This window comes from Pseudomonas sp. R1-15, assembly GCF_051132085.1.
GTDB lineage: Bacteria > Pseudomonadota > Gammaproteobacteria > Pseudomonadales > Pseudomonadaceae > Aquipseudomonas.
Genome location: NZ_CP071660.1, coordinates 3098556 through 3119425, shown reverse-complemented (window position 1 = coordinate 3119425; position 20870 = coordinate 3098556). Strand labels below are relative to the sequence as shown.

Genomic DNA, 20870 nt, shown 5'->3' with positions numbered 1-20870 from the left:
TAGCGGTACGTCAATCACTATGGATGTGGCTGACCCGACGCTATCGCGAGCAAGCTCGCTCCCACACAGTAATTCGTTGACTGTCAGGCCTGGGTTCAAACATGCCTTTCGCTGAATGTGGGGATGGAAAATGAAAACCGCCGCTCAACTGGTAAAGCTCAAGAGTGTGCAGAACCGGCAGGTCCACAGCATCGCGCCGGACCAGACCGTGCTCGAAGCGCTGCAGATCATGGCCGAGAAAAACGTCGGCGCGCTACCGGTGATCGAGGCCGGCGAGGTGGTGGGGGTGTTCAGCGAGCGGGACTACGCGCGCAAGATGGTACTCAAGGGGCGCTCGTCAGTGGGCACCACGGTACGCACCATCATGAGCGCGCCGGTCATCACCGCCAGCAGCCAGCAGAGCATCGAACGCTGCATGGAAGTCATGACCGAGAGCCACCTGCGCCATCTGCCGGTGCTGGATGACGGCCAGTTGATCGGTCTGCTGTCCATCGGCGACCTGGTGAAGGAAGCGCTGGTCGAACAGGCGGACCTGATCCGCCAGCTGGAGCATTACATCCGCGGCCACTGAACCCACCCGTTGCAGGGAGGCACAGCTCTTGTGGCGAGGGAGCTTGCTCCCGCTGGGCTGCGTAGCGGCCCCAAAAATCTTACGGTCGCTACGCACTGGAGCGCCAGCCCGGCCGAGCTGGAGCAAGCTCCCACGCCACGCTACGCTGACGGCTCGATGCGCTGGTCAGCCGTCCCTCGATGCTGGCGCAACAATTCGATCTGCTCGGCGGGAATCAATGTACGCAGCGATTTGTATAGGGCTCGGGTTTCCAGCAGATTCCAGACCCGCAGCATGGTTTCCAGGGCGTCGAGGGGCTTGCTGATGAAGTCCCGGGCGCCTAATGCCAGGGCCCGCAGGCGGGTGTCGCGCGTGGCGTCGGCGGTCAGCACCAGGATCGGCAGGTAGTCATTGGCCGGGATGCGCCGGTTGAGCTGCTCCAGCACGGCAAACCCGTCGAAGGCCGGCATGTGCAGGTCGAGGATGACCAGGTCCGGCTCAAAACTGTTGAACAGGTCGAGTGTGCGCAACGGCTCGGTACTGCTCAGCACGTTGTGCAGCCCTTCACGGGCCAGCAGCTGTTCCATCAACTCAAGGTTGGGGCGCTGATCGTCGATAATCAGGATGCGCAGATCGCGATTCATGCGGACTCCGGTAAATAACGTTCAAGGTGGCCGAGGAAGGCCTGGATATGAATGGGCTTGGTCAGGATCGCCGTGGCGCCTGCCTCGTGCAGGGCGCGGTGAGTGAGGTCGCTGGCATCCGCGGTGATCATCAGCACCGGCGTGGACGCGGTTGCCGCCGACTGGCGCAACCGACGCAGGACTTCCAGCCCCTCCAGGTCCGGCAATGTCACGTCGAGCAGGATCAGCTGCGGCGCGTGCTGGCGCGCCAGGTCCAGGCCCAACTGGCCTTGCATGCTCGATAGCAGCTGGATGCCCGGGCGACGCTGCATCAGGGTTTCGATCAAGGCGAGGCTCGACAGGTTGTCTTCGATGCACAGGACCTTGCCGTCGAACTCGGTGCGCGGGCGGGTGATTTCCAACGCCGCCAATGGCGGCAACTGGGCGCCTGATACCTGGGCAGCGGGCAAGCGCAAGGTGAAGCAGCAGCCTTGTCCCGGTTCACTAAGTACCTGAAGGCTACCCTGCATCATCTCCAGCAGGCTTTTGCTCAGGGACAGTCCCAGGCCTGTGCCTTCGACCTGCGGGTCGGCGCCCAGGCGTTCGAACGGCTTGAACAACTGGTCCAACTGTTCGGGGGCGATGCCGTGCCCGGTGTCGCTGACGGCAATGCCCACCTGATGGCCCTCGACGCTCACTTCGATACGCACCTCGCCGCCGGGCCGGTTGTACTTGATGGCGTTAGAGAGGAGGTTGAGCAACACCTGGACCAGGCGTTGGCGATCGGCAAGCACGCCACTGCCTTCGGGCAGCGCGGGCAGGGCGGCCAGATGAATTCCTGAATCCGCGGCCATCGGCGACACCAGCGTCAAGGCTTCGTGCAGCACGGTCGGCAGGGCGATTGGCTCGATGTTCAGGGGCAGCCGGCCGGCTTCGATCCGGGCGATGTCGAGCACTTCGTTGATCAACGCGAGCAAATGCTGGCCGGCGCGCAGGATGTGGCTGACCTGCGGGCGCTGGCCGGCGACCGAGTCCATGTCCAGCAATTGCGCGAAGCCGAGGATGGCGTTCAGCGGCGTGCGCAACTCATGACTCATGCGCGAAAGAAATTCGCTCTTGGCCCGGCTCGCGCTTTCCGCTTCCTCACGGGCGGTACGCAGGGCGATTTCAGCGGTGCGCCGGTCGGTGATGTCGCGGGTGATCTTGGAAAAACCACGCAGCGCGCCGGTGCTGTCGTATTGAGTGGTGATGACCACGCTGGCCCAGAAGCGACTGCCGTCCTTGCGGCAACGCCAGCCTTCTTCCATGTAATGGCCGTCGCGGGTGGCCTCGCGCAGGGCCATTTCGGGGTGGGCCGGGCACTCTTCGGCCAGATAGAAAAGCGAGAAATGCCGGCCGAGTACTTCCTGTTCGGTATAGCCCTTGATCCGCTCGGCCCCGGCATTCCAGGTGATCACATGGCCCTTGGCGTCGAGGGCGAAAATGCCGTAGTCCTTGACGCCATCGATGATCAGCCGCAGGCGTTCCTCGTTATCGCGCAGGGCGCGCTCGCGTTCGGCGAGCAACTGCCCGGCCTCCACCAGACGGGTGCCCAACTGGCCGATTTCGTCTTTCTCCGGCGGTTGCGGCAACAATGGCTGGCCCAGCGCCAGGCGCTGGGCGTTGCCTTGCACCTGCTGGACCCGGGCGACAATGCCCTTGGACAGGAACAGCACCGCGACAATGGCCCCGAACAACCCGCACACCGCCGCCAGCAACGTCGCGAACAGCAGCCGCATGCGCGTGGCCGACGCGGCGGCGCTGCGGTCGGCGAGCAGGGCATCCTCGCGGATGCGCATGGCGCTGATCTGCTCGCGCAGTACGTCGAGCACCTGTTTGTTTTCGATCAGGATCGCGGTGATGGCCGCGGTGTCGTCGGCCTTGCCGGTGCGCAACGCCTGCAACCCGGCAAGCTTTTCGGTAATCAGCGGGGTAATGGTCTTGAGGTGCTCGCGCATCCTCGCGTCACGGATATTGTGATCCAGGCGTTGCAATGCAGCCTGGATCCTCGGGGTGGCCTGTTCGTAGCCGGGCAGGAAATCTTCACGCCGGGTCAGCAGGTAACCGCGCACGCTGGCCGCGGCCTCGGCCAGCAAGGTGTGCACGGCCTGGATGTCGCCCTGGACCAGCAGCACCCGGCGCACATCCTCTTCGGCACGGGCCGTCTGGCGTTCGGTGATGTAGATCAGCACCAGCGACAGCAGCAGGACCACCAACGGCAGCGAGATCACCACCAACGCCTTGCCCCGTAACGGCAAGTCGGCCCATCTCCGGGCGGCCAGAAACCTCATGGCCATTGTCCGCTGGGCTGCGCCACCAGCCCCAGGGCAACGCCGCGCACCGCCGCCTGGGTCCGGTCGGCGGCGCCGAGCTTGCCGATGACCCGCTCCACATGCGCTTTGGCCGTGCCGGGGGCGATGCCGAGCTTTTCACCGATCTCGCGATTACTGAACCCACCGGCCACCAGCCCGAGTACCTGGCGTTCGCGCGCGGTCAGGGCCTGGACGGGCGGCGCACCGTTGGCGCCGCGTTCGGCCATGCGGCGCAACAGGCGGGCGCTGACCGAACTGTTCAGTGCCTCTTCTCCCTGGGCGACCCGCCTGAGGGCCTGGAGCATCTCCTCGCGGCTGGCATCCTTGAGCAGATAGCCGACGGCGCCCGCACCGATGGCCGCTTCGAGGTGGTCGGGGCTGTCGTCCATGGTGAAGATCATCACTTTGATCTGCGGCTGGCGTTGTTGCAGGATGCGCGCCGCGCCGAGGCCGTTGAGCACGGGCATGCGGATATCGAGGATGGCGATGTCCGGCTGTAGCCGTTCGCACAGGTCGAGCGCCTCCTGGCCGTCGCAGGCCTGGGCGACAACTTCGAACCCTTCGGTACCGGCGAGCATGGAAATGAACCCGGTGCGGGTCACTTCGTGATCATCGGCCAACAGCAGGCGCAAGGGACGATTCATGGCTGTGCTCCGTGGGCTGGCAACGGCACGCTGGCCAGCAGTCGAGTGCCGCGGTCGGGTGCGCTACGACAGTTCAGTTGGCCGCCCAGCAGGCTCGCGCGCTCCTGCATGGCGGCCAGGCCGAGGTGGCGGGTGCCATTGGTCTCGATGGGTTGTTCCAGGGCGAAGCCGCAGCCATCGTCCTCGACCCGCAGCCAAGCCTCGCCGTCTCGTACCGCCAGCCCGAGGGAAACCTGATTGGCCTGGGCGTGCTTGAGAATGTTGTTGATGCCTTCCTGGGCGATGCGAAACAGCGCAATCTCGGTATTGCCCGGCAGGCGCGCGATGCTGTGCTCGACCCAATCGACCCGAAGCCCGGCGTCACGCAGACGATCGGCCTCCTTGTCGACGGCTTTGTACAAGCCGAAATCGTCGAGCACATGCGGACGCAGGCCGCCGATCAGTTGCCGACCTTCGCCGACGCAGCCCTGGGCCAGTTCGAGAATGCCCCGCAGTTCATCGGCCAGCGCCGCCGGCAAAGGCGGGCAGCGACCGGCGAAGCCCTGGAGGCGTTGATGCAAGCCGGCGAGGTTCTGCGCGAGGCCATCGTGCAGGTCATAGGCGACGCGCTTGCGCTCGTCCTCCTGGGCGCTGAACAACCGATGGACCAGCTCGGACATGGTCCGCTCGCGGGCCTGGAGCGTTTGCAGCAGGCGGCTGTTCTCCAGGTGCGCCGCCAACAGCGTGGCCAGCAATTGCAGCGATTCGATGTCTTCATTGTCAGGGGCGCCCAAGGGCACACTGTTGCCCAATAGCAGCGCGCCGAACGCAACGCCGTCGGACCCGCGCAGAGGGATCCGCAGGATCTGCGGCAACGGCGTGCCGGGGCGATCCATCCACTGCGAAGCGGGCGAGGGCGGTTGGGCCAGCTCGGCGAGCAGCTCGAGGCGCTCGCCGCTGCCGTGGCTGGCGACGGTCTGCAACAGGCTGTCAGCGTTCCATTCCAGCAACAGACCGTGATCCATGGCGACGAACGCGCACGCACGTTCCACCGCGCGTTGGCGCATCTGCGCCAACGGCAAGCGGGTCAGTTCGTGCCCGGTGCCCAACAACAGGCCCAGGCGCGCCGCCCGGCTTTGCGACTGGCGGTACTGGGTGCGGATCGCCAAGGCGCTGCCAGGGTCATGGGGTGGGCTTTGCATGGGGAACTCCAGCGTGGAAGGGGAAACCGGCGCGGTTGGTGATGGTTTCATTAAACCCTGTGATCGACACCCGGCCTATCTGCCGAATGGCATAGGCGATCGGCACCGGTTGGCCGATGGCGAGGCCTGCGAAGGCCGGCACAGTGGGCTCATTGAAACCCAAAGGAACGCTACGATGAAAATGAAAACCTGTGCCATTGCCGCTTTTCTCCTGCTGGGCGCACCCCTTGCCCAAGCGCTTGAGACCACGCCGTTTGTCTACAGCACCGTGGCCGAGCAGCCGCAGAACGCCAACGACCGTGAAATCGCCGGGCTGTTCGACCGCTGGAACGCTGCGTTGAAGACCGGCAGCGCCGTCGCGGTCACCAGCCTGTACGCCCCGGATGCGATTCTGCAACCGACCGTATCGAACAAGGTGCGCAGCACGCCGGCGCAGATCCAGGACTATTTCGTGCACTTCCTGGCGGCCAAGCCGGTCGGGGTGATCAACTACCGGGAAATCCGTCACCTGGGGCCTGACGCGGCGATGGACAGCGGAGTCTATACCTTTACGCTGACCCAGGCCGACGGTTCCAAGCGGGAAGTGCAGGCGCGCTATACCTTCCTTTACGAGCGACTCGACGGTCAGTGGAAAATCATCAACCATCACTCGTCGGCCATGCCGGAAGTACCGAAGACCCTGCAGGCCAGCCACTGACCGCAGGCAATATACGGCGCGCCCTGGGTGTCCAAGGGCGCCTGCTTCGCCAGACGTTTTGACCGTCGATGAATTAAAGCCTTGGATTCACCTGGGAACATTAATTAGAATCAGTCTCATTTAAGACATTCTTGCCCAGGGCCACTTCACATGCTTGATGCAGCTAAGCCGGCGGAGCACGCCCTCGACGCGTTATACCGTGACCATGGCGGTTGGCTGGAAGGCTGGCTGCGACGGCGCATGGGCAATGCGTGGGATGCCGCCGACCTGCGCCAGGATACGTTCCTGCGCGTACTGTCCAGCGCCCAGTCGCTGGCTGACCTGCATGAACCGCGCGCCTACCTCTTGACGGTGGGCAAGCGCTTGTTGAGCAATTTCTACACGCGCCGCCATCTGGAACAGGCTTATCTCGACGCGTTGGCCAGCCTCCCCGCCGAATGCGTGCCGTCTCCAGAGCAGCGGTGGCTGCTGCTGGAAACCCTGCAGGCCCTGGACGAGTTGCTCGACGGCCTGCCGCCGGTGGTGCGTCGGGCGTTCCTGTGGAGCCAGCTCGAAGGCCTCGGTTACCGCGAGATCGCCGAGCGCCTGCAAGTCTCCGAACGCACGGTGAAGCGTTATATGGCCCAGGCCTACGAACATTGCCTGTTGGTGGACTTCTGATGCGCCAGGCTCCGTCGGCCGAAGCCCGTGAAGTCGCCCGGGCGGCGGCCCGCTGGCTGGCGCTGATCGAGTCAGGCGCCGATGAATTCGATCATGGCGCGTTGCAGCGCTGGCGCGAAAGCAAGGCCGAGCACGAAGCGGCCTGGCAGAAAGCCCAGCGCCTGCGCCAGCGGTTTGCCGAGGTGCCGTCATCGTTGGGCCTGGCCACCCTGGATCGTCCCGCACTGGCCCGTCGCAGCGTACTCAAGCGCGCGTTGGGTGTCGCCGCGCTGGTACCGACCGCGTGGTTGCTGGGACGTGAACTGCCGCTGGAGGCCTGGCGCGCCGACCTGCACACCGCCACCGGGGAACGCCGTCGGTGGACGCTGGCCGGTGGCAACGTTTTGCAGTTGAACACCGATAGCGCTGTGGACCTTGACCTTGAGGCGCGCCGCCTGATGCTGCTGCGCGGCGAGATCGCCCTGAAAGTCGTCGACGTCCCCTTGGCGGTCCAACTGCCCTACGGTGAGGTGAGCGTCGGCCGAGGCGAAGTCTGTATTCGGCTGGATCAACGCAACTGCCGGGTTTCGGTAGTCAGCGGCGCGGTGCAACTGCAACCTGCGCAAGGGCCAGCGCGGAGACTCGCAGAAGGCCAACAGGTCGACCTAAGTGCCACTGGCGCGGCTGCGACCAGCACGTTCGACGCCGGGCAGATGGGCTGGCGTGAAGGCGTGCTCGTGGCGCAGAACCAGCCGCTGGGGGATTTCCTTCGGGAGCTGGACCGCTATCGCCCCGGCGTGTTGCGCTGGGACGAAGGGCTGGAAGCGCTCCGCGTCACCGGCAGCTTCCGCCTGGAAAACACCGACCGGATCCTCGCGCTGCTCTCGGCCAGCCTGCCGCTTGAGGTGCACATGCGTACCCGCTATTGGGTCACCTTGACGCCGCGAAAAAATATCGCCTGAAGCCTGTCCCCTTTTTTTGTCTCGCTTGTCATTCAAGGCAACTGAACAAAAAACGAGAGTTGCTCCAATGCCCGCAGCAGTATCTTTACGTTTTCGTCCGGCCCTTGCTGGCTGGCGCCCGTTGCTGAACCTGAGCCTCATGCTGAGCCTGAGCTCCGGTGCGTTTTTCATCTCGCCCAGCCAGGCCGAGGAAAGCGCCCGGCGCAGCTATCAGGTTCCCGCCGGCAGCCTCGGCGCCGCGCTGACCCGGTTCGCCGGCCAGGCTGGCGTCAACCTCTCGGTGGACCCGGCCCTGGTGAGCGGTCGCAACAGTGCCGGGCTCGCTGGCGAGTTTGGCGTGGAGGAGGGATTTGCCCGGCTGCTGCAGGGTTCTGGCCTGCAGTTGCAACCGGTGGGAGAGCAGGCTTACATGCTCACTCCTGCGGCGCAAGGCAGCAGCCTGCAACTGGCGCCGACCTCGATTTTCGGCGCCACCGGCGCGACGCAAGGCGATCCCTACGCAGGGGGGCAGGTGGCACGGCGTGGATCCCAGGGATTGCTCGGCTCCCGTGACTTCATGGAAACGCCGTTCAGCATGACCACCTACACGGGGGAGACGGTCAAGAATCTGCAAGCACGGACCCTCGGTGACCTGGTCGCCAGCGATCCCTCGGTGCGCGCCACCAACCCGGCGGGCGGGCGTTATGAGCAATTCACCATTCGTGGCTTGAGCCTGTTCAACAGTGACGTGGCCTACAACGGCCTTTATGGCGTGCTGCCGACTTATACAATCGACATGGAGATGGCCGATCGCGTCGACATCCTCAAGGGCCCGACCCAACTGATCAACGGGATCTCGCCGCGAGGCAGCGTCGGCGGCGGGATCAACATAGTGCCCAAGCGGGCCACTGACAAGCCGATCACATCGTTGACCGGCAGCTACGCCTCCGACAGCCAGCCCGGCGCTGCCGTGGATGTCGGCCGCCGTTTTGGCGAGGACAACCAGTTTGGCGTGCGTTTCAACGGCGTCAAGCAGGCCGGCGACACCGACTGGGATCATCAGCGCGTGGATCGCCAGATGGCCGTGCTGGGCCTGGATTTTCGTGGCGAGCGCCTGCGTCTTTCTACCGATATAGGCCACACCGAGCGTGACACCGACGCACCGCAGGAGCGCGTCCAGGTCGGCGCCGCCGCGCCGGTACCGCATGCCAGCGATGTGCGACGCAATTACGCGCAGCATTGGAGCAAGGCGCGTACCGAGGACACTTTCGGCGCTGTGAACGGCGAATTCGACGTCAGCGATTCGGTCATGCTCTACGGCGGTGTCGGGGCGCGTAAAAGCAACCACGACTTTCTGCGGCACAACGTGTCGGTCACTAATGCGGCCGGCGATTTCACCGTGTCGCCCCGCGACTTTACCCGGGACGAGAATGTGCGGACGGCCAATGCCGGGGTGCGCAACTGGTTCCAAACCGGCCCGGTGAGCCATGAGCTGAACCTGGCGGCCAGTTATTTCTACATGGATTTCGAGAACGGCGGCGCCCGTTATGCCAACGGGCGCAGCAACCTCTATGACCCGGTGCCGACACCGACGCCGAACACCCCCACACGGCCGGACCCGAAGGTCTACACCGAGAACCACTTCAGCGGCGTGGCGCTGTCCGACACCCTGGGTTTCTTCGATGACCGCCTGCTGCTGACCCTTGGCGCCCGCTGGCAGCGGGTGGAAGTTGACGACTGGTCCGATGGGATCAAAGGTCCCACCGCCTATGACGAGGAAAAAGTCTCGCCGTCGGGCGGCATCCTGTTCAAGGCCACCGACAAGCTGTCCCTCTACGCCAACTACATGGAAGGCCTGAGCCAGGGCAAGATCGCGCCGACGTCCTCGGACAACAGCGATGAAATCTTCCCGCCGTTCATCAGCCGCCAGGTCGAGGTTGGCGCCAAGTACGATGCCGGCGCACTGGCCGTTACCGCCGCCGTGTTCCGGATCAAGCAACCGGCCTATGCCACCGACGCCACGACCAACGTCTTCGGCCCGAACGGCAAGCGCGAGAACACCGGCGCGGAAGTCAGCGTATTCGGTGAACCGGTCAAGGGATTGCGCCTGCTCGGTGGCGTGATGTACATCGACAGCGAACTGACCGACACCACCAACCCAGCGTTTGACGGCAACCGCGCGCCGGCGACACCGGAGTACAACGTCAACCTGGGCGCCGAATGGGACGTGCCGACTGTGCAGGGGTTGACCCTGACCAGCCGCGGCATCTATTCCAGCTCGCAGTACCTGGACCCGTCCAATACCAAGGAAATCGATTCCTGGGAGCGGTTCGACGTCGGTGCGCGGTATGCCTTCAAGGTCGATGACAAGCACATCACCTTGCGCGCCAATATCGAGAACGTGGCGGACAAGCGCTATTGGAGTTCGGCCGGGGCTTCGGACGACAGCGAGCCGGGGCTGACCCTGGCGACGCCGCGCACTTACCTGGTGTCGGCGACTGTCGATTTCTGACCGGAGCTGCTGTTTATCCTGTGGGAGCGAGCAGCCATGAAATTCTGGTCGCCCAATCCAACTGTGGGAGCGAGCCTGCTCGCGAAGAGGCCGGTACATTCAACATCTTCATTGACTGTGCTACCGCTTTCGCGAGCAGGCTCGCTCCCACAGGGGAACTTCGGCAGCCATAAAATTCGGGTCGCCAGGGGGATGCATTGGCCTTTTAAAAAGACAATGTCAGGCGTCGCGAAACAGGTCGTGGGCATCCAGCAGCCGCCAGGCGATTTCAGGCCGTTTGTCCAACCCCCGACGGATCGCCGCCGGAATCGACTGGCGGATCTTGCGGCACAGGCCTGGCTGGTCCTGGAATTCGATAGCGATGCCGCGCATGGTCCGCACTTCGTTGTAACCCGGCTCGATGGTTACCCGTACGCCGAGGTTTTCATACAACCGCTGCTGCAAGCGTTCAAGCTCGTCCAGGCTCTGGATGTTTTCCAGTCGCTCAAGCAGGCGTTTTTCTTCCTGACGATTCAGGCAAAGGATGCGCAAATCGCTGCCTGGGGTTTGCAGCAACGCATCACGCCCGCAATCACAGACGCCGGGCGGGCAGGGGGGACGAATCGGCATCGACGCGGTCATGGGCTCCACAAGCTCTGCGACACAACAAAACCGCCTTTGGGCGTAGGGGCGACCCCGGCAATGTGATGCCTCGCGGCGCGCTGGTCAACCCTCCCTAGAGGCCACTGGTCCGCGACCGGACAGGGGCCGCTCGTCTGTTTTGCCGCAATCCGATCAAATTTTTCAGCACCGCGCGGGCTCAAGAAGACAAACACGTCGCGGCTCGCTCCGACAACTGGGCCGCTCCCGGAAAAAGGAGAACCCATCGTATGCAACCCGATCCGTCCACCTTACCGCTGCTGGAAGAATTGCTGATGGCCCGTGGGCCCGGCGGGCAGGAGCATGAAGTGCGCGACATCTGCCTGCGGGAACTGCGGCCGCATTGCGACGAGACCCGGGTCGACCCGGCCGGTAATGTCATTGGCCTGATCAAGGGCACACGCCCGAGCGGCAAGGCGAACCAGCCCATCCGGATCATGGCGCACCTGGACGAAATCGCCATGCTGGTCAAACGCATCGAGCCGGACGGCACGTTGCGCGTGGTGGCATTGGGCGGCGCCAATCCGATCAATTTCGGGGTGTGCCCGGTGGACATTCTCGGCGACCAGGATTTCATTCCCGGCGTACTGTCGTTCGGGTCGATGCACAGCACCGGTGAAACCCATCAGGGCGCCGATGTGCTGTCGGGGAACGTTAATTGGGGCGATGTCCATGTGATCACCCGGTGCTCCGGTGAGCAGCTGCAAGCGCACGGCGTGCGGCCCGGTACCCGGGTAGTGCTGAGCCAGCATTGGCGACGTCCGTTCCGGGTCGGCGATGCCATAGCGGCGCATTTCCTCGACGACCGCGCGCCGATGGTCGCGACACTGCAAGCCGCAAGGTTATTGGCTGAGCGCCGCGAAGAACTGGCAAACGACGTTTATTTCGTCTTCACCACGCAAGAGGAAGAATCCAATGCCGGTGCGCTTTATGCCGCCAGCCATCTGCCGGGGGATGCCACGGTAGCGGTTGAAGTGGGCCCGATCATTTCCGAATACGCTACCCGACTGAGCGTCGATCCGATCATCAACACTGGCGATAAAAACGGTTGCTACAACCGCGAGATCGTCGACCAGCTGTACCAGGCCGGCAAACGTCGCGGGTTGACGCCTCAGTTCGCGCTGCTGGTGGATTTTGCCAGTGACGCCAGCGCGATCATGAGCAGCGGCGTGTCGGCCCAGGGTGGCTGCATTGCCATCCCGACTGAAAACACCCACGGTTACGAGCTGATCCTGGAAGGAAGTATCGAGGCCTGCGCGGTAACGTTGCTGGAATTCCTGCTGGATCGCGGCCACGACTGACACGCCAAAAATCCCTGTGGGAGCGAGCCTGCTCGCGAAAGCGGTTTCACAGCCGATGAAAATATCGACTGTGATGGCCCCTTCGCGAGCAGGCTCGCTCCCACAAGAGGGACAATTACAGGCCCAATTCGGACAGTCCCGGATGATCATCCGGACGACGACCTAGCGGCCAATGGAATTTACGCTCGCTTTCCTTGATCGGCAGGTCGTTGATGCAGGCGTAGCGATTGCACATCAAACCGTTCTCGTCGAACTCCCAGTTTTCGTTGCCGTAGGAGCGGAACCAGTTGCCTGAGTCGTCGTGCCATTCATAGGCGTAACGCACGGCGATGCGGTTGTCGGTGAACGCCCAGAGTTCCTTGATCAGCCGGTAATCCAGCTCCTTGGCCCATTTACGGGCCAGGAAGGCCTTGGCTTCTTCCCGGCTATGGACGAACTCGGCGCGGTTACGCCACTGGGTGTCGAGGGTGTAGGCCAGCGATACCTTCTGCGGATCGCGAGAGTTCCAGCCGTCTTCGGCCAGGCGAACTTTCTCGATCGCTGTTTCACGGCTGAACGGCGGCAGCGGCGGGCGAACTTCAGCAGAGGACGACATGGTTAATCTCCCGATAAATGAATGATGAATTGCACTATTGCCTGTCTCAACGGCAGTCTGTCTCAACGACGGTCTTGCGATACGCGTGTTGCTTATTCGATAGCCAGCAGGGTTTTCAGAACGTGCTGTGCCTGATCGGCTGCATTGTGATCGCCCATGACCAGTGCAACGGTGATGGCCCCATCGATCAGGATAAGCAGCTTCCCCGCCAGCACTTGCGGTTGCTCGATGCCTTGATCGCTGCACAGGCGGGTTACATAGTCGAGCAGCTTCTGCTTGTGCATCTTTGCCACCTGGCGGACCGGGTCCTGCGGGTCGCCGGTTTCGCCGCTGGTATTGATGAAGGCGCAACCGCGAAAACCTTCGCTGTCGAACCAGCCCTTGAGCACCGGAAACAGGTTCAGCAACCGCGCGAGCGGCGTCGGCGCCTTGTCCACTTCGCTGCAGAACCAGTGCATCCAGCGTTCATCGCGGCGCTTGAGGGCGGCGACAACCAGGTCCTCCTTGTTGGCGAAGTAGCGGTAGATGCTTTTCCTCGAGACGCCGGCGGTTTTCACCAAAAGGTCCATGCCGGTGGCGGCGATGCCACTTTTGTAGATCAACTTTTCGGCGACATCGAGGATGATGTCGCGTGTTTCATTGCTAGTGATTTCGTTCATGGATCGAACAGTAGAACGATCGTTCTCCTTGGTCAAATGTTTTTTCGTCGCGAAGGGGAGGCCCAAACCCGCGCGTCATGGTGTAAGCTCATCCGTTCTTCGGATTCGACCTTTTGCGAGCCCTATGCCGTCGCTTTTCAAACGCTCCCTGCTGCCCAAGCTGCGCAGCTTTCCACTCACCGCCGAGGCTGTGACCATCCTCGACGGCGCCGCCGAGTTTCGCCGTTGCCTGCTGGAGAAAATTGCCCAGGCGACCCAGCGCATCTACATCGTCGCGCTCTACTTGCAAGAGGACGAGGCTGGCCAGGAAATTCTTGACGCCTTGCATGCCGCCAAAGCCGCGCGCCCCGAGCTGGACATCGCCGTGGTGGTGGACTGGCTACGGGCCCAGCGCGGCCTGATCGGCGCCAAGAAGCAGCCGGGCAACTCGGCGTGGTACCAGCAGCAGACCCGCGTCCATGACAGCGAAGTGCCGATCTACGGCGTGCCGGTGCAGACTCGCGAGCTGTTCGGCGTGCTGCACTTGAAAGGCTTTGTGATCGATGATTGTGTGCTCTACAGCGGCGCGAGCCTGAACAACGTCTACCTGCACAAGTTCGAAAAATACCGCTACGACCGATATCACCTGCTGCAGAACAGCGCGCTGGCCGATTCGATGCATCATCTGGTGCAACATGGCCTGATCGCATCCAGGGCGGTGCATCGCCTTGACCTGCCGAACCTGCCCAGCACCCGCAGCTTGCGCAAGGACATTGGGGACCTGCGCAGCCGCCTCAAATATGCAACCTATGACACCACGGCTGGCAGCCTCGACAAGGACGGGCTGTCGGTGAGCCCGCTGCTGGGCGTCGGCAAGAATAATCCGCTGAGCAAGGTGATCAGCGAGCTGATCGCCAGCAGCCGTCAGCAACTGACCATCTGCACGCCCTATTTCAACCTGCCGCTGGCCGTGACCCGGGACATCAACCGTGCCCTGGCGCGCGGGGTACGGATCGACATCATCGTCGGCGACAAGACCGCCAATGATTTTTATATCCCGCCCAGCGAGCCGTTCAAGATCATTGCGGCGTTGCCCTATCTGTACGAGATCAGCCTGCGCCGCTTTGCCAAGCGGCATCAGCGCTACATCGACAGCGGCCAGTTGAACCTGCGTTTGTGGCGCGACGGTGATAACACCTACCACCTCAAAGGCATGTGGGTCGACGAGCGCTACACCTTGCTCACCGGCAACAACCTCAACCCGCGGGCGTTTCGCCTGGATCTGGAAAACGCCCTGTTGCTCGACGATCCCAAAGGGGAGTTGCTGGGGCCGCGGCAGGCTGAACTGGAGCGGATCTATCAACACACCCGGCGGATCGAACGCTACCTGGACCTGGAGACCCTGCCGGACTATCCCGCCGCGGTGAGCAAGTTCCTGAAACGGGTCAGCCGGGTGCGAATAGAGCGACTGCTTTACCGGATCCTGTGAACCGCCGCGCCATGTCGGAAAAAGACACCATCTCCATCCAGCTGGTGCGCGAGGCGCTGCTGCAAAGCTGCGCCCCTGGAGCCGCTACCGAAGAAGTCCTGAGCAAGGTCGGTATCGACCCCGCATGGCTCGACGAGCCCCAGGCGCGCGTGCCGGCCCATGCCTATGCGCGACTCTGGCGCCTGCTGGCAAGGCGGCTGGATGACGAGTTCTTCGGCATGGACCCGCGCAAGCTAAAGTCCGGCAGCCTGGCCTTCCTGTGCCAGTGCGCCATGGCCCAGCCGACGTTGGCGACCGGGTTGACGGCGGGGCTGGGTTTCCTCTCCTTGATGCTTGAACACCTGCCGGCGCAGTGGGTTCGCCAGCAAAGCCTGGCGGAAATCGTCCTGCTCGAAGACGACCAGGACCCGCGCCGGGCCTTTACCTATTTCACCTATTGGATGATCGTCCATGGCGTGGCCTGCTGGCTCGCCGGGCGGCGCATTCCAATCCTGTCCGTCGAGTTGCGTTGCCCGGCGCCGGATTTCTGCGATGACTATCGCGTGATGTTCTCGCAGAACCTGCGCTTCGACCGGCCCCGTACGCGGATGATCTTCTCCGCCGACTGCCTGGACCTACCCATCCGCCGCAGTCCGGAGGAGCTCAAGCGCTTCCTGGCCCAGGCCCCGGCGAACATCCTGGTCAAATACCGCGACCCGCAAAGCCTCGCCAGCCGTATCCGCCATGATCTGCGCCAGCTGCCTGCCGAGCAGTGGCCGGAAACCGAGACCCTGGCTCAACAACTCTGCGTTTCCGCATCGACCCTGCGCCGCCGCCTGGCGGATGAGGGCCAGACTTACCAGGGCCTGAAAGACAGCGTGCGCAAGGAACTGGCGATCGCCTGGCTGGCCGAGCCCTCCATCAGCTTCGTCGAAATCGCCGCGCGGCTGGGTTTTGCCGATGCCAGCTCGTTCTACAAGGCGTTTCGCAAGTGGTCCGGGTCCAATCCGGGGCACTATCGCAGCCTGATTCTCAACGAGGCTGACTGATCCGGGTTCCTGGTTGACTGGGCTGCCGTCTTCGCGAGCAGGCTCGCTCCCACATGGGACGGTCAATTTTCAATGTGGGAGCGAGCCTGCTCGCGAAGAGGACCTCACTGACAACACACCCCCCGAACCATGGCCAAACCAGTCAAGCAACTTGAAAGCTTTGACCATTGCCCCGCAGCCCCTTCGGCGCGAGTATTTCCCTGCTATTCACGGTTCCCCCACCAATAAAAAGTACAGAGGGATTCTGGTCATGCGCGATTATTCGTCCGCCACGTCGCAGTTCGATTACCTGCACACCGCCAATGCCGCTTTGCACGGTTCGCTCGAGGCGCTCAACGCCTGCGTGGAATGTTGCGACCGGCATGCCTTGCCGGGGCGCATCGCCTTGTTCTGGGAGGGGCGTGACGGCAGCGATGCGACGTGGACTTACCGTGACCTGCAGGACAACGCCGCGCGTTTCGCCAACTTCCTGCGCGCCCAAGGTGTTGGCAAGGGTGACAAGGTCGCCGGCCTGCTGCCGCGCAACGCCGAACTGCTGATCGTGGTGCTCGCCACCTGGCGTATCGGCGCGGTTTACCAGCCCCTGTTCACCGCATTCGGACCCAAGGCCATCGAGCACCGCCTCGGCAGTTCCGGCGCGCGTGTGGTGGTCACCGACGCCAGCAACCGGCCCAAGCTCAACGAAGTGCTCGGGTGCCCCACCATCGTTACGGTCGGCGGGGCGAAGGGCCAGGGCATCGTCCGCGGCGACTACAGTTTCTGGGCCGAACTGGCCAACCATTCCGACCAGTGCGAACCGCTGATGCTGACCGGCGAAGATCCGTTCCTGCTGATGTTCACCTCCGGCACCACCGGGCCGGCCAAGGCGCTGTCGGTTCCGCTCAAGGCCATCGTCGCGTTCCAGAGCTACATGCGTGACGCCGTGGACTTGCGCCCCGAAGACGCGTTCTGGAACGTCGCTGACCCGGGCTGGGCCTATGGCATCTATTTCGGCGTGACCGGGCCTCTGGCGCTGGGGCATCCGATCACTTTCTACGATGGTCCCTTCACGTTGGAAAGCACCTGCCGGGTGATCAACAAATACGGCATCAGCAACCTGGCGGGCTCACCAACGGCCTACCGTTTGCTGATCGCTGGCGGCGAGCAGTTCGCCCGCTCGATCAAGGGCAAGCTGCGCATCGTCAGCAGCGCCGGCGAGCCGCTGAACCCGGAAGTGATCCGCTGGTTTGCCGAGAACCTGAACGTGGTGATCCATGACCATTACGGCCAGACCGAGCTGGGCATGGTGCTGTGCAACCACCACGGCCTCGACCACCCGGTGCATTTGGGCGCGGCCGGTTTTGCCTCGCCGGGCCACCGCATCGTGGTGCTGGATGAAGATCAACGGGAGTTGGGGGTAGGGCAGCCAGGCATTCTTGCCGTCGATCGCAGCCAGTCGCCGATGTGCTGGTTCGCCGGTTACGAAGGCGAGCCGACCAAGGCGTTTGTCGGCGATTATTACTTGAGTGGCGATACCGTCGAATTCAACCCGGACGGCAGCATCAGTTTCGTCGGCCGCAGCGATGACGTGATCACCACGTCCGGCTATCGCGTTGGCCCGTTCGACGTGGAAAGCGCGCTGATCGAGCACCCGGCCGTGGTGGAAGCCGCGGTCATCGGCAAACCCGACCCTGAGCGCACCGAGCTGGTGAAAGCTTTTGTGGTGCTCAGCGCTCAGTACCGCGCAGCGCCGGAGCTGGCCGAAGAATTGCGCCAGCATGTGCGCAAGCGCCTGGCGGCCCATGCGTACCCCCGTGAAATTGAATTTGTCAGCGACTTGCCGAAGACCCCCAGCGGTAAGTTGCAGCGCTTTATCTTGCGCAACCAGGAGATCGCCAAGGCTCAAGAGGCCTTGGCGCAGAACGTTTCAGCTTGAATCCAAGGAAACCATGATGCAGATCGACAACAAGATTTTCCTCGTCAGCGGCGGTGCTTCCGGCCTCGGCGCGGCCACCGGCGAAATGCTCGTCAAGGCCGGCGCCAAGGTGATGCTGGTCGACCTTAACGCCGATGCGGTGGCCGCCCAGGCGCAAAAGCTCGGTTGCCGGAGCGTGGTCGCCGACATCAGCGACGAAGCGGCAGCCGAAGCAGCAGTCAAGTCCACGGTGGATGCGTTCGGTGGCTTGAATGGCCTGGTCAATTGCGCAGGCATCGTGCGCGGCGAGAAGATCCTCGGCAAGAACGGCCCTCATGCGCTCGCCAGTTTCAGTCAGGTGATCAACGTCAACCTGATCGGCAGCTTCAACCTGCTGCGCCTGGCTGCAGCGGCCATTGCCGAAACCGAGGCCAACGCCGACGGCGAACGCGGCGTGATCATCAATACCGCCTCGGTAGCAGCCTTCGACGGTCAGATCGGCCAGGCCGCCTACGCGGCGTCCAAGGGCGCGATTGCCAGCCTGACGCTGCCAGCCGCCCGTGAACTGGCACGCTTCGGTATCCGCGTGATGACCATCGCGCCAGGGATCTTCGAAACGCCGATGATGGCCGGCATGACGCCGGAAGTACGTGACTCCCTGGCCGCCGGCGTGCCGTTCCCGCCGCGCCTGGGCAAAGCCGCCGAGTACGCCGCGCTGGTCCGGCATATCATTGAAAACAGCATGCTCAACGGCGAGGTGATCCGTCTCGACGGCGCCTTGCGCATGGCCGCCAAATAGGAGGATTTGTCATGTCCAACGATCCGATTGTCATTGTCAGCGCCGTCCGCACCCCGATGGGCGGCTTCCAGGGCGAACTGAAAAGCCTCAGCGCGCCGCAGCTGGGTGCTGCCGCCATCAAGGCCGCCGTGGAGCGGGCCGGCATTTCGCCGCAGGCGGTTGAAGAAGTGCTGTTCGGTTGTGTGCTCGCCGCAGGGCAGGGCCAGGCGCCGGCACGCCAGGCGGCGCTGGGCGCCGGGCTCGACAAGTCGACCCGCTGCACCACGCTCAACAAGATGTGCGGTTCAGGCATGGAAGCGGCGATCCTCGCCCACGACATGCTCATCGCCGGCAGCGCTGAAGTGGTGGTGGCTGGCGGTATGGAAAGCATGTCCAACGCGCCGTACCTGCTTGATCGTGCCCGCAGCGGCTTGCGCATGGGCCATGGCAAGGTGCTCGACCATATGTTCCTCGACGGCCTCGAAGACGCCTACGACAAGGGCCGCCTGATGGGCACTTTCGCCGAAGACTGCGCCGAGACCAACGGCTACAGCCGTGAGGCCCAGGATGCCTTCGCCATCGCGTCCACCACCCGTGCCCAGCAGGCGATCAAGGACGGCAGCTTCGACGCCGAGATCGTGCCGGTGCAGGTCATGGTCGGCAAGGAACAGGTCACCATCCGTCACGACGAGCAGCCGCCCAAGGCGCGGATCGACAAGATCGCCACGCTCAAGCCGGCGTTCCGCGACGGTGGTACGGTGACGGCGGCCAACGCCAGCTCGATTTCCGATGGCGCCGCCGCCCTGGTGCTGATGCGCCAGAGCCAGGCGCAGCAGCGCGGTCTGAAACCGCTGGCGGTAATTCACGGCCACGCCGCGTTCGCCGACGCCCCGGGCCTGTTTCCCACGGCACCGATTGGTGCGGTGAAAAAACTGATGAGCAAGACCGGCTGGTCGCTGGGCGACGTCGATCTGTTCGAAGTCAACGAAGCTTTCGCCGTGGTCGGCCTGGTGACCATGGACAAGCTGGAAATCCCCCATGACAAGGTCAACGTCCACGGCGGCGCCTGTGCCCTGGGCCACCCGATCGGCGCATCCGGCGCGCGGATCCTCGTGACGCTGCTCTCGGCCCTGCGCCAGAAAGGCCTCAAGCGCGGTGTCGCGGCGATCTGCATCGGCGGCGGCGAAGCCACGGCCATGGCCGTTGAATGCCTGTACTGAGGAATCACAATGCTTGCCACTGATGAACAGACCCAGATCCGCGACATGGCCCGGCAATTCGCCCAGGAGCGCTTGAAGCCGTTCGCCGCCGAATGGGACCGTGAGCACCGCTTCCCCAAGGAGGCCATCGCTGAAATGGCCGAACTGGGCTTTTTCGGCATGCTGGTGCCGGAGCAGTGGGGCGGCTGTGACACGGGTTACCTGGCCTATGCGATGACCCTGGAGGAAATCGCCGCCGGCGACGGCGCCTGCTCGACCATCATGAGCGTGCACAACTCGGTGGGCTGCGTGCCGATCCTCAAATTCGGCACCGACGAGCAAAAGGCCCGTTTCCTCACGCCGCTGGCCAGTGGCGCGATGCTCGGCGCTTTCGCCCTGACCGAGCCCCAGGCTGGCTCCGACGCCAGCAGCCTGAAGACGCGGGCGCGGCTGGAGGGCGATTATTACGTGCTCAACGGGTGCAAGCAGTTCATCACGTCCGGGCAGAACGCTGGCGTGGTTATTGTGTTTGCTGTCACCGACCCGAGCGCCGGCAAGCGTGGCATCAGTGCGTTCATTGTGCCCACCGATTCGCCGGGCTACAGCGTCGCGCGGGTCGAGGACAAACTCGGCCAGCATGCTTCCGATACCTGCCAGATCCTTTTCGACGACGTGAAGGTGCCGGTGGCCAATCGTCTCGGGGAGGAGGGTGATGGCTACAGGATCGCCCTGGCGAACCTCGAAGGCGGGCGAGTCGGCATCGCGGCGCAGTCGGTGGGCATGGCCCGCGCGGCGTTCGAAGCCGCTCGCGACTATGCCCGTGAGCGCCAGAGCTTTGGCAAGCCGATCATTGAGCATCAGGCCGTGGCGTTCCGCCTTGCCGACATGGCGACCCAGATCGCCGTGGCGCGGCAGATGGTGCACTACGCCGCCGCGCTGCGCGATGCCGGCCAGCCGGCGCTCGTAGAGGCGTCCATGGCCAAGCTGTTCGCCTCGGAAATGGCCGAGAAGGTCTGCTCCATGGCCCTGCAAACCCTCGGTGGCTACGGTTACCTCAACGATTTCCCGCTGGAGCGCATCTACCGCGACGTGCGGGTCTGTCAGATCTACGAAGGCACCAGCGACATTCAGCGCATGGTCATTTCGCGCAACCTTTGAACAGGAGTCCCGC

The 20870-nt window shown here is 63.6% G+C and carries 19 protein-coding genes; 12 read left to right on the top strand and 7 right to left on the bottom strand.

Features of this window, described 5'->3' with window-relative positions:
* Positions 1-130 precede the first annotated feature (130 nt).
* On the top strand, positions 131-571 hold the full coding sequence (locus J3P97_RS14045) for a CBS domain-containing protein (protein ID WP_434671982.1): 441 nt from the start codon (positions 131-133) through the stop codon (positions 569-571).
* A gap of 140 nt (positions 572-711) precedes the next feature.
* On the opposite strand, the gene J3P97_RS14040 is transcribed toward J3P97_RS14045, so the two are convergent.
* Genes J3P97_RS14040 through J3P97_RS14025 form a run of 4 tightly spaced genes read right to left on the bottom strand, consistent with a single transcriptional unit; the run spans position 712 to position 5349 of the window.
* Positions 712-1194, bottom strand: a complete 483-nt coding sequence (locus J3P97_RS14040; RefSeq protein WP_305500942.1) for a response regulator — start codon at positions 1192-1194, stop codon at positions 712-714.
* Positions 1191-3503, bottom strand: a complete 2313-nt coding sequence (locus J3P97_RS14035) for an ATP-binding protein (RefSeq protein WP_434671981.1) — start codon at positions 3501-3503, stop codon at positions 1191-1193. The genes J3P97_RS14040 and J3P97_RS14035 overlap by 4 nt, the downstream gene beginning before the upstream one ends.
* Positions 3500-4168 carry a response regulator gene (locus J3P97_RS14030; RefSeq protein ID WP_434671980.1) on the bottom strand — a complete coding sequence of 223 codons (669 nt, stop codon included), beginning with the start codon at positions 4166-4168 and terminating at the stop codon, positions 3500-3502. The genes J3P97_RS14035 and J3P97_RS14030 overlap by 4 nt, the downstream gene beginning before the upstream one ends.
* Positions 4165-5349 carry a sensor histidine kinase gene (locus J3P97_RS14025; RefSeq protein ID WP_434671979.1) on the bottom strand — a complete coding sequence of 395 codons (1185 nt, stop codon included), beginning with the start codon at positions 5347-5349 and terminating at the stop codon, positions 4165-4167. Before J3P97_RS14025 ends, J3P97_RS14030 begins: the two co-directional genes overlap by 4 nt.
* Before the next feature lie 175 nt (positions 5350-5524).
* Here J3P97_RS14025 and J3P97_RS14020 point away from each other — a divergent pair, with 175 nt between their 5' ends.
* From J3P97_RS14020 to J3P97_RS14005, 4 genes are all read left to right on the top strand, one after another.
* Complete coding sequence (locus J3P97_RS14020) at positions 5525-6046, top strand: SgcJ/EcaC family oxidoreductase (protein ID WP_434671978.1); 522 nt, start codon at positions 5525-5527, stop codon at positions 6044-6046.
* 150 nt (positions 6047-6196) lie between these two features.
* Positions 6197-6706 (top strand): sigma-70 family RNA polymerase sigma factor, encoded by a 510-nt coding sequence (locus J3P97_RS14015; RefSeq protein WP_434568353.1) that lies wholly within the window; start codon positions 6197-6199, stop codon positions 6704-6706.
* Positions 6706-7647: a FecR domain-containing protein gene (locus J3P97_RS14010; protein WP_434671977.1), complete on the top strand. Its 942-nt coding sequence runs from the start codon at positions 6706-6708 to the stop codon at positions 7645-7647. The genes J3P97_RS14015 and J3P97_RS14010 overlap by 1 nt, the downstream gene beginning before the upstream one ends.
* Before the next feature lie 67 nt (positions 7648-7714).
* Positions 7715-10138: a TonB-dependent siderophore receptor gene (locus J3P97_RS14005; protein WP_434671976.1), complete on the top strand. Its 2424-nt coding sequence runs from the start codon at positions 7715-7717 to the stop codon at positions 10136-10138.
* A gap of 219 nt (positions 10139-10357) precedes the next feature.
* Here the strand turns inward: J3P97_RS14005 and J3P97_RS14000 are convergent, their stop codons facing one another.
* Positions 10358-10759 (bottom strand): hypothetical protein, encoded by a 402-nt coding sequence (locus tag J3P97_RS14000; protein ID WP_434600827.1) that lies wholly within the window; start codon positions 10757-10759, stop codon positions 10358-10360.
* Between the two features lie 248 nt (positions 10760-11007).
* Between J3P97_RS14000 and J3P97_RS13995 the strand changes: the two genes are divergently transcribed.
* Entirely contained in the window at positions 11008-12078 is a 1071-nt protein-coding gene (locus J3P97_RS13995) for a M42 family metallopeptidase (protein WP_434671975.1), read from the top strand.
* A 115-nt stretch (positions 12079-12193) separates the two neighbouring features.
* Here J3P97_RS13995 and J3P97_RS13990 read toward each other — a convergent pair whose 3' ends face one another.
* Positions 12194-12673 (bottom strand): DUF1348 family protein, encoded by a 480-nt coding sequence (locus J3P97_RS13990; protein ID WP_434568358.1) that lies wholly within the window; start codon positions 12671-12673, stop codon positions 12194-12196.
* Positions 12674-12765: 92 nt separating this feature from the next.
* Positions 12766-13332 (bottom strand): TetR/AcrR family transcriptional regulator, encoded by a 567-nt coding sequence (locus tag J3P97_RS13985; RefSeq protein ID WP_434657821.1) that lies wholly within the window; start codon positions 13330-13332, stop codon positions 12766-12768.
* A gap of 124 nt (positions 13333-13456) precedes the next feature.
* Between J3P97_RS13985 and pssA the strand changes: the two genes are divergently transcribed.
* The 6 genes from pssA to J3P97_RS13955 all read left to right on the top strand — a co-directional run bounded on the left by pssA (position 13457) and on the right by J3P97_RS13955 (position 20857).
* A complete protein-coding gene (gene pssA, locus J3P97_RS13980) occupies positions 13457-14800 on the top strand; it encodes a CDP-diacylglycerol--serine O-phosphatidyltransferase (protein ID WP_434568360.1) in 1344 nt (447 codons plus the stop codon).
* A gap of 11 nt (positions 14801-14811) precedes the next feature.
* Positions 14812-15828 (top strand): AraC family transcriptional regulator, encoded by a 1017-nt coding sequence (locus J3P97_RS13975; protein ID WP_434600824.1) that lies wholly within the window; start codon positions 14812-14814, stop codon positions 15826-15828.
* Between the two features lie 250 nt (positions 15829-16078).
* Entirely contained in the window at positions 16079-17743 is a 1665-nt protein-coding gene (locus J3P97_RS13970; RefSeq protein WP_434671974.1) for an AMP-binding protein, read from the top strand.
* 16 nt (positions 17744-17759) lie between these two features.
* On the top strand, positions 17760-18521 hold the full coding sequence (locus J3P97_RS13965; protein WP_434671973.1) for an SDR family NAD(P)-dependent oxidoreductase: 762 nt from the start codon (positions 17760-17762) through the stop codon (positions 18519-18521).
* An 11-nt stretch (positions 18522-18532) separates the two neighbouring features.
* On the top strand, positions 18533-19720 hold the full coding sequence (locus J3P97_RS13960) for an acetyl-CoA C-acyltransferase (RefSeq protein ID WP_434671972.1): 1188 nt from the start codon (positions 18533-18535) through the stop codon (positions 19718-19720).
* Between the two features lie 9 nt (positions 19721-19729).
* The gene (locus J3P97_RS13955; protein ID WP_434671971.1) at positions 19730-20857 is read left to right on the top strand and encodes an acyl-CoA dehydrogenase; all 1128 of its coding nucleotides are present in this window, start codon (positions 19730-19732) and stop codon (positions 20855-20857) included.
* Positions 20858-20870 lie beyond the last annotated feature (13 nt).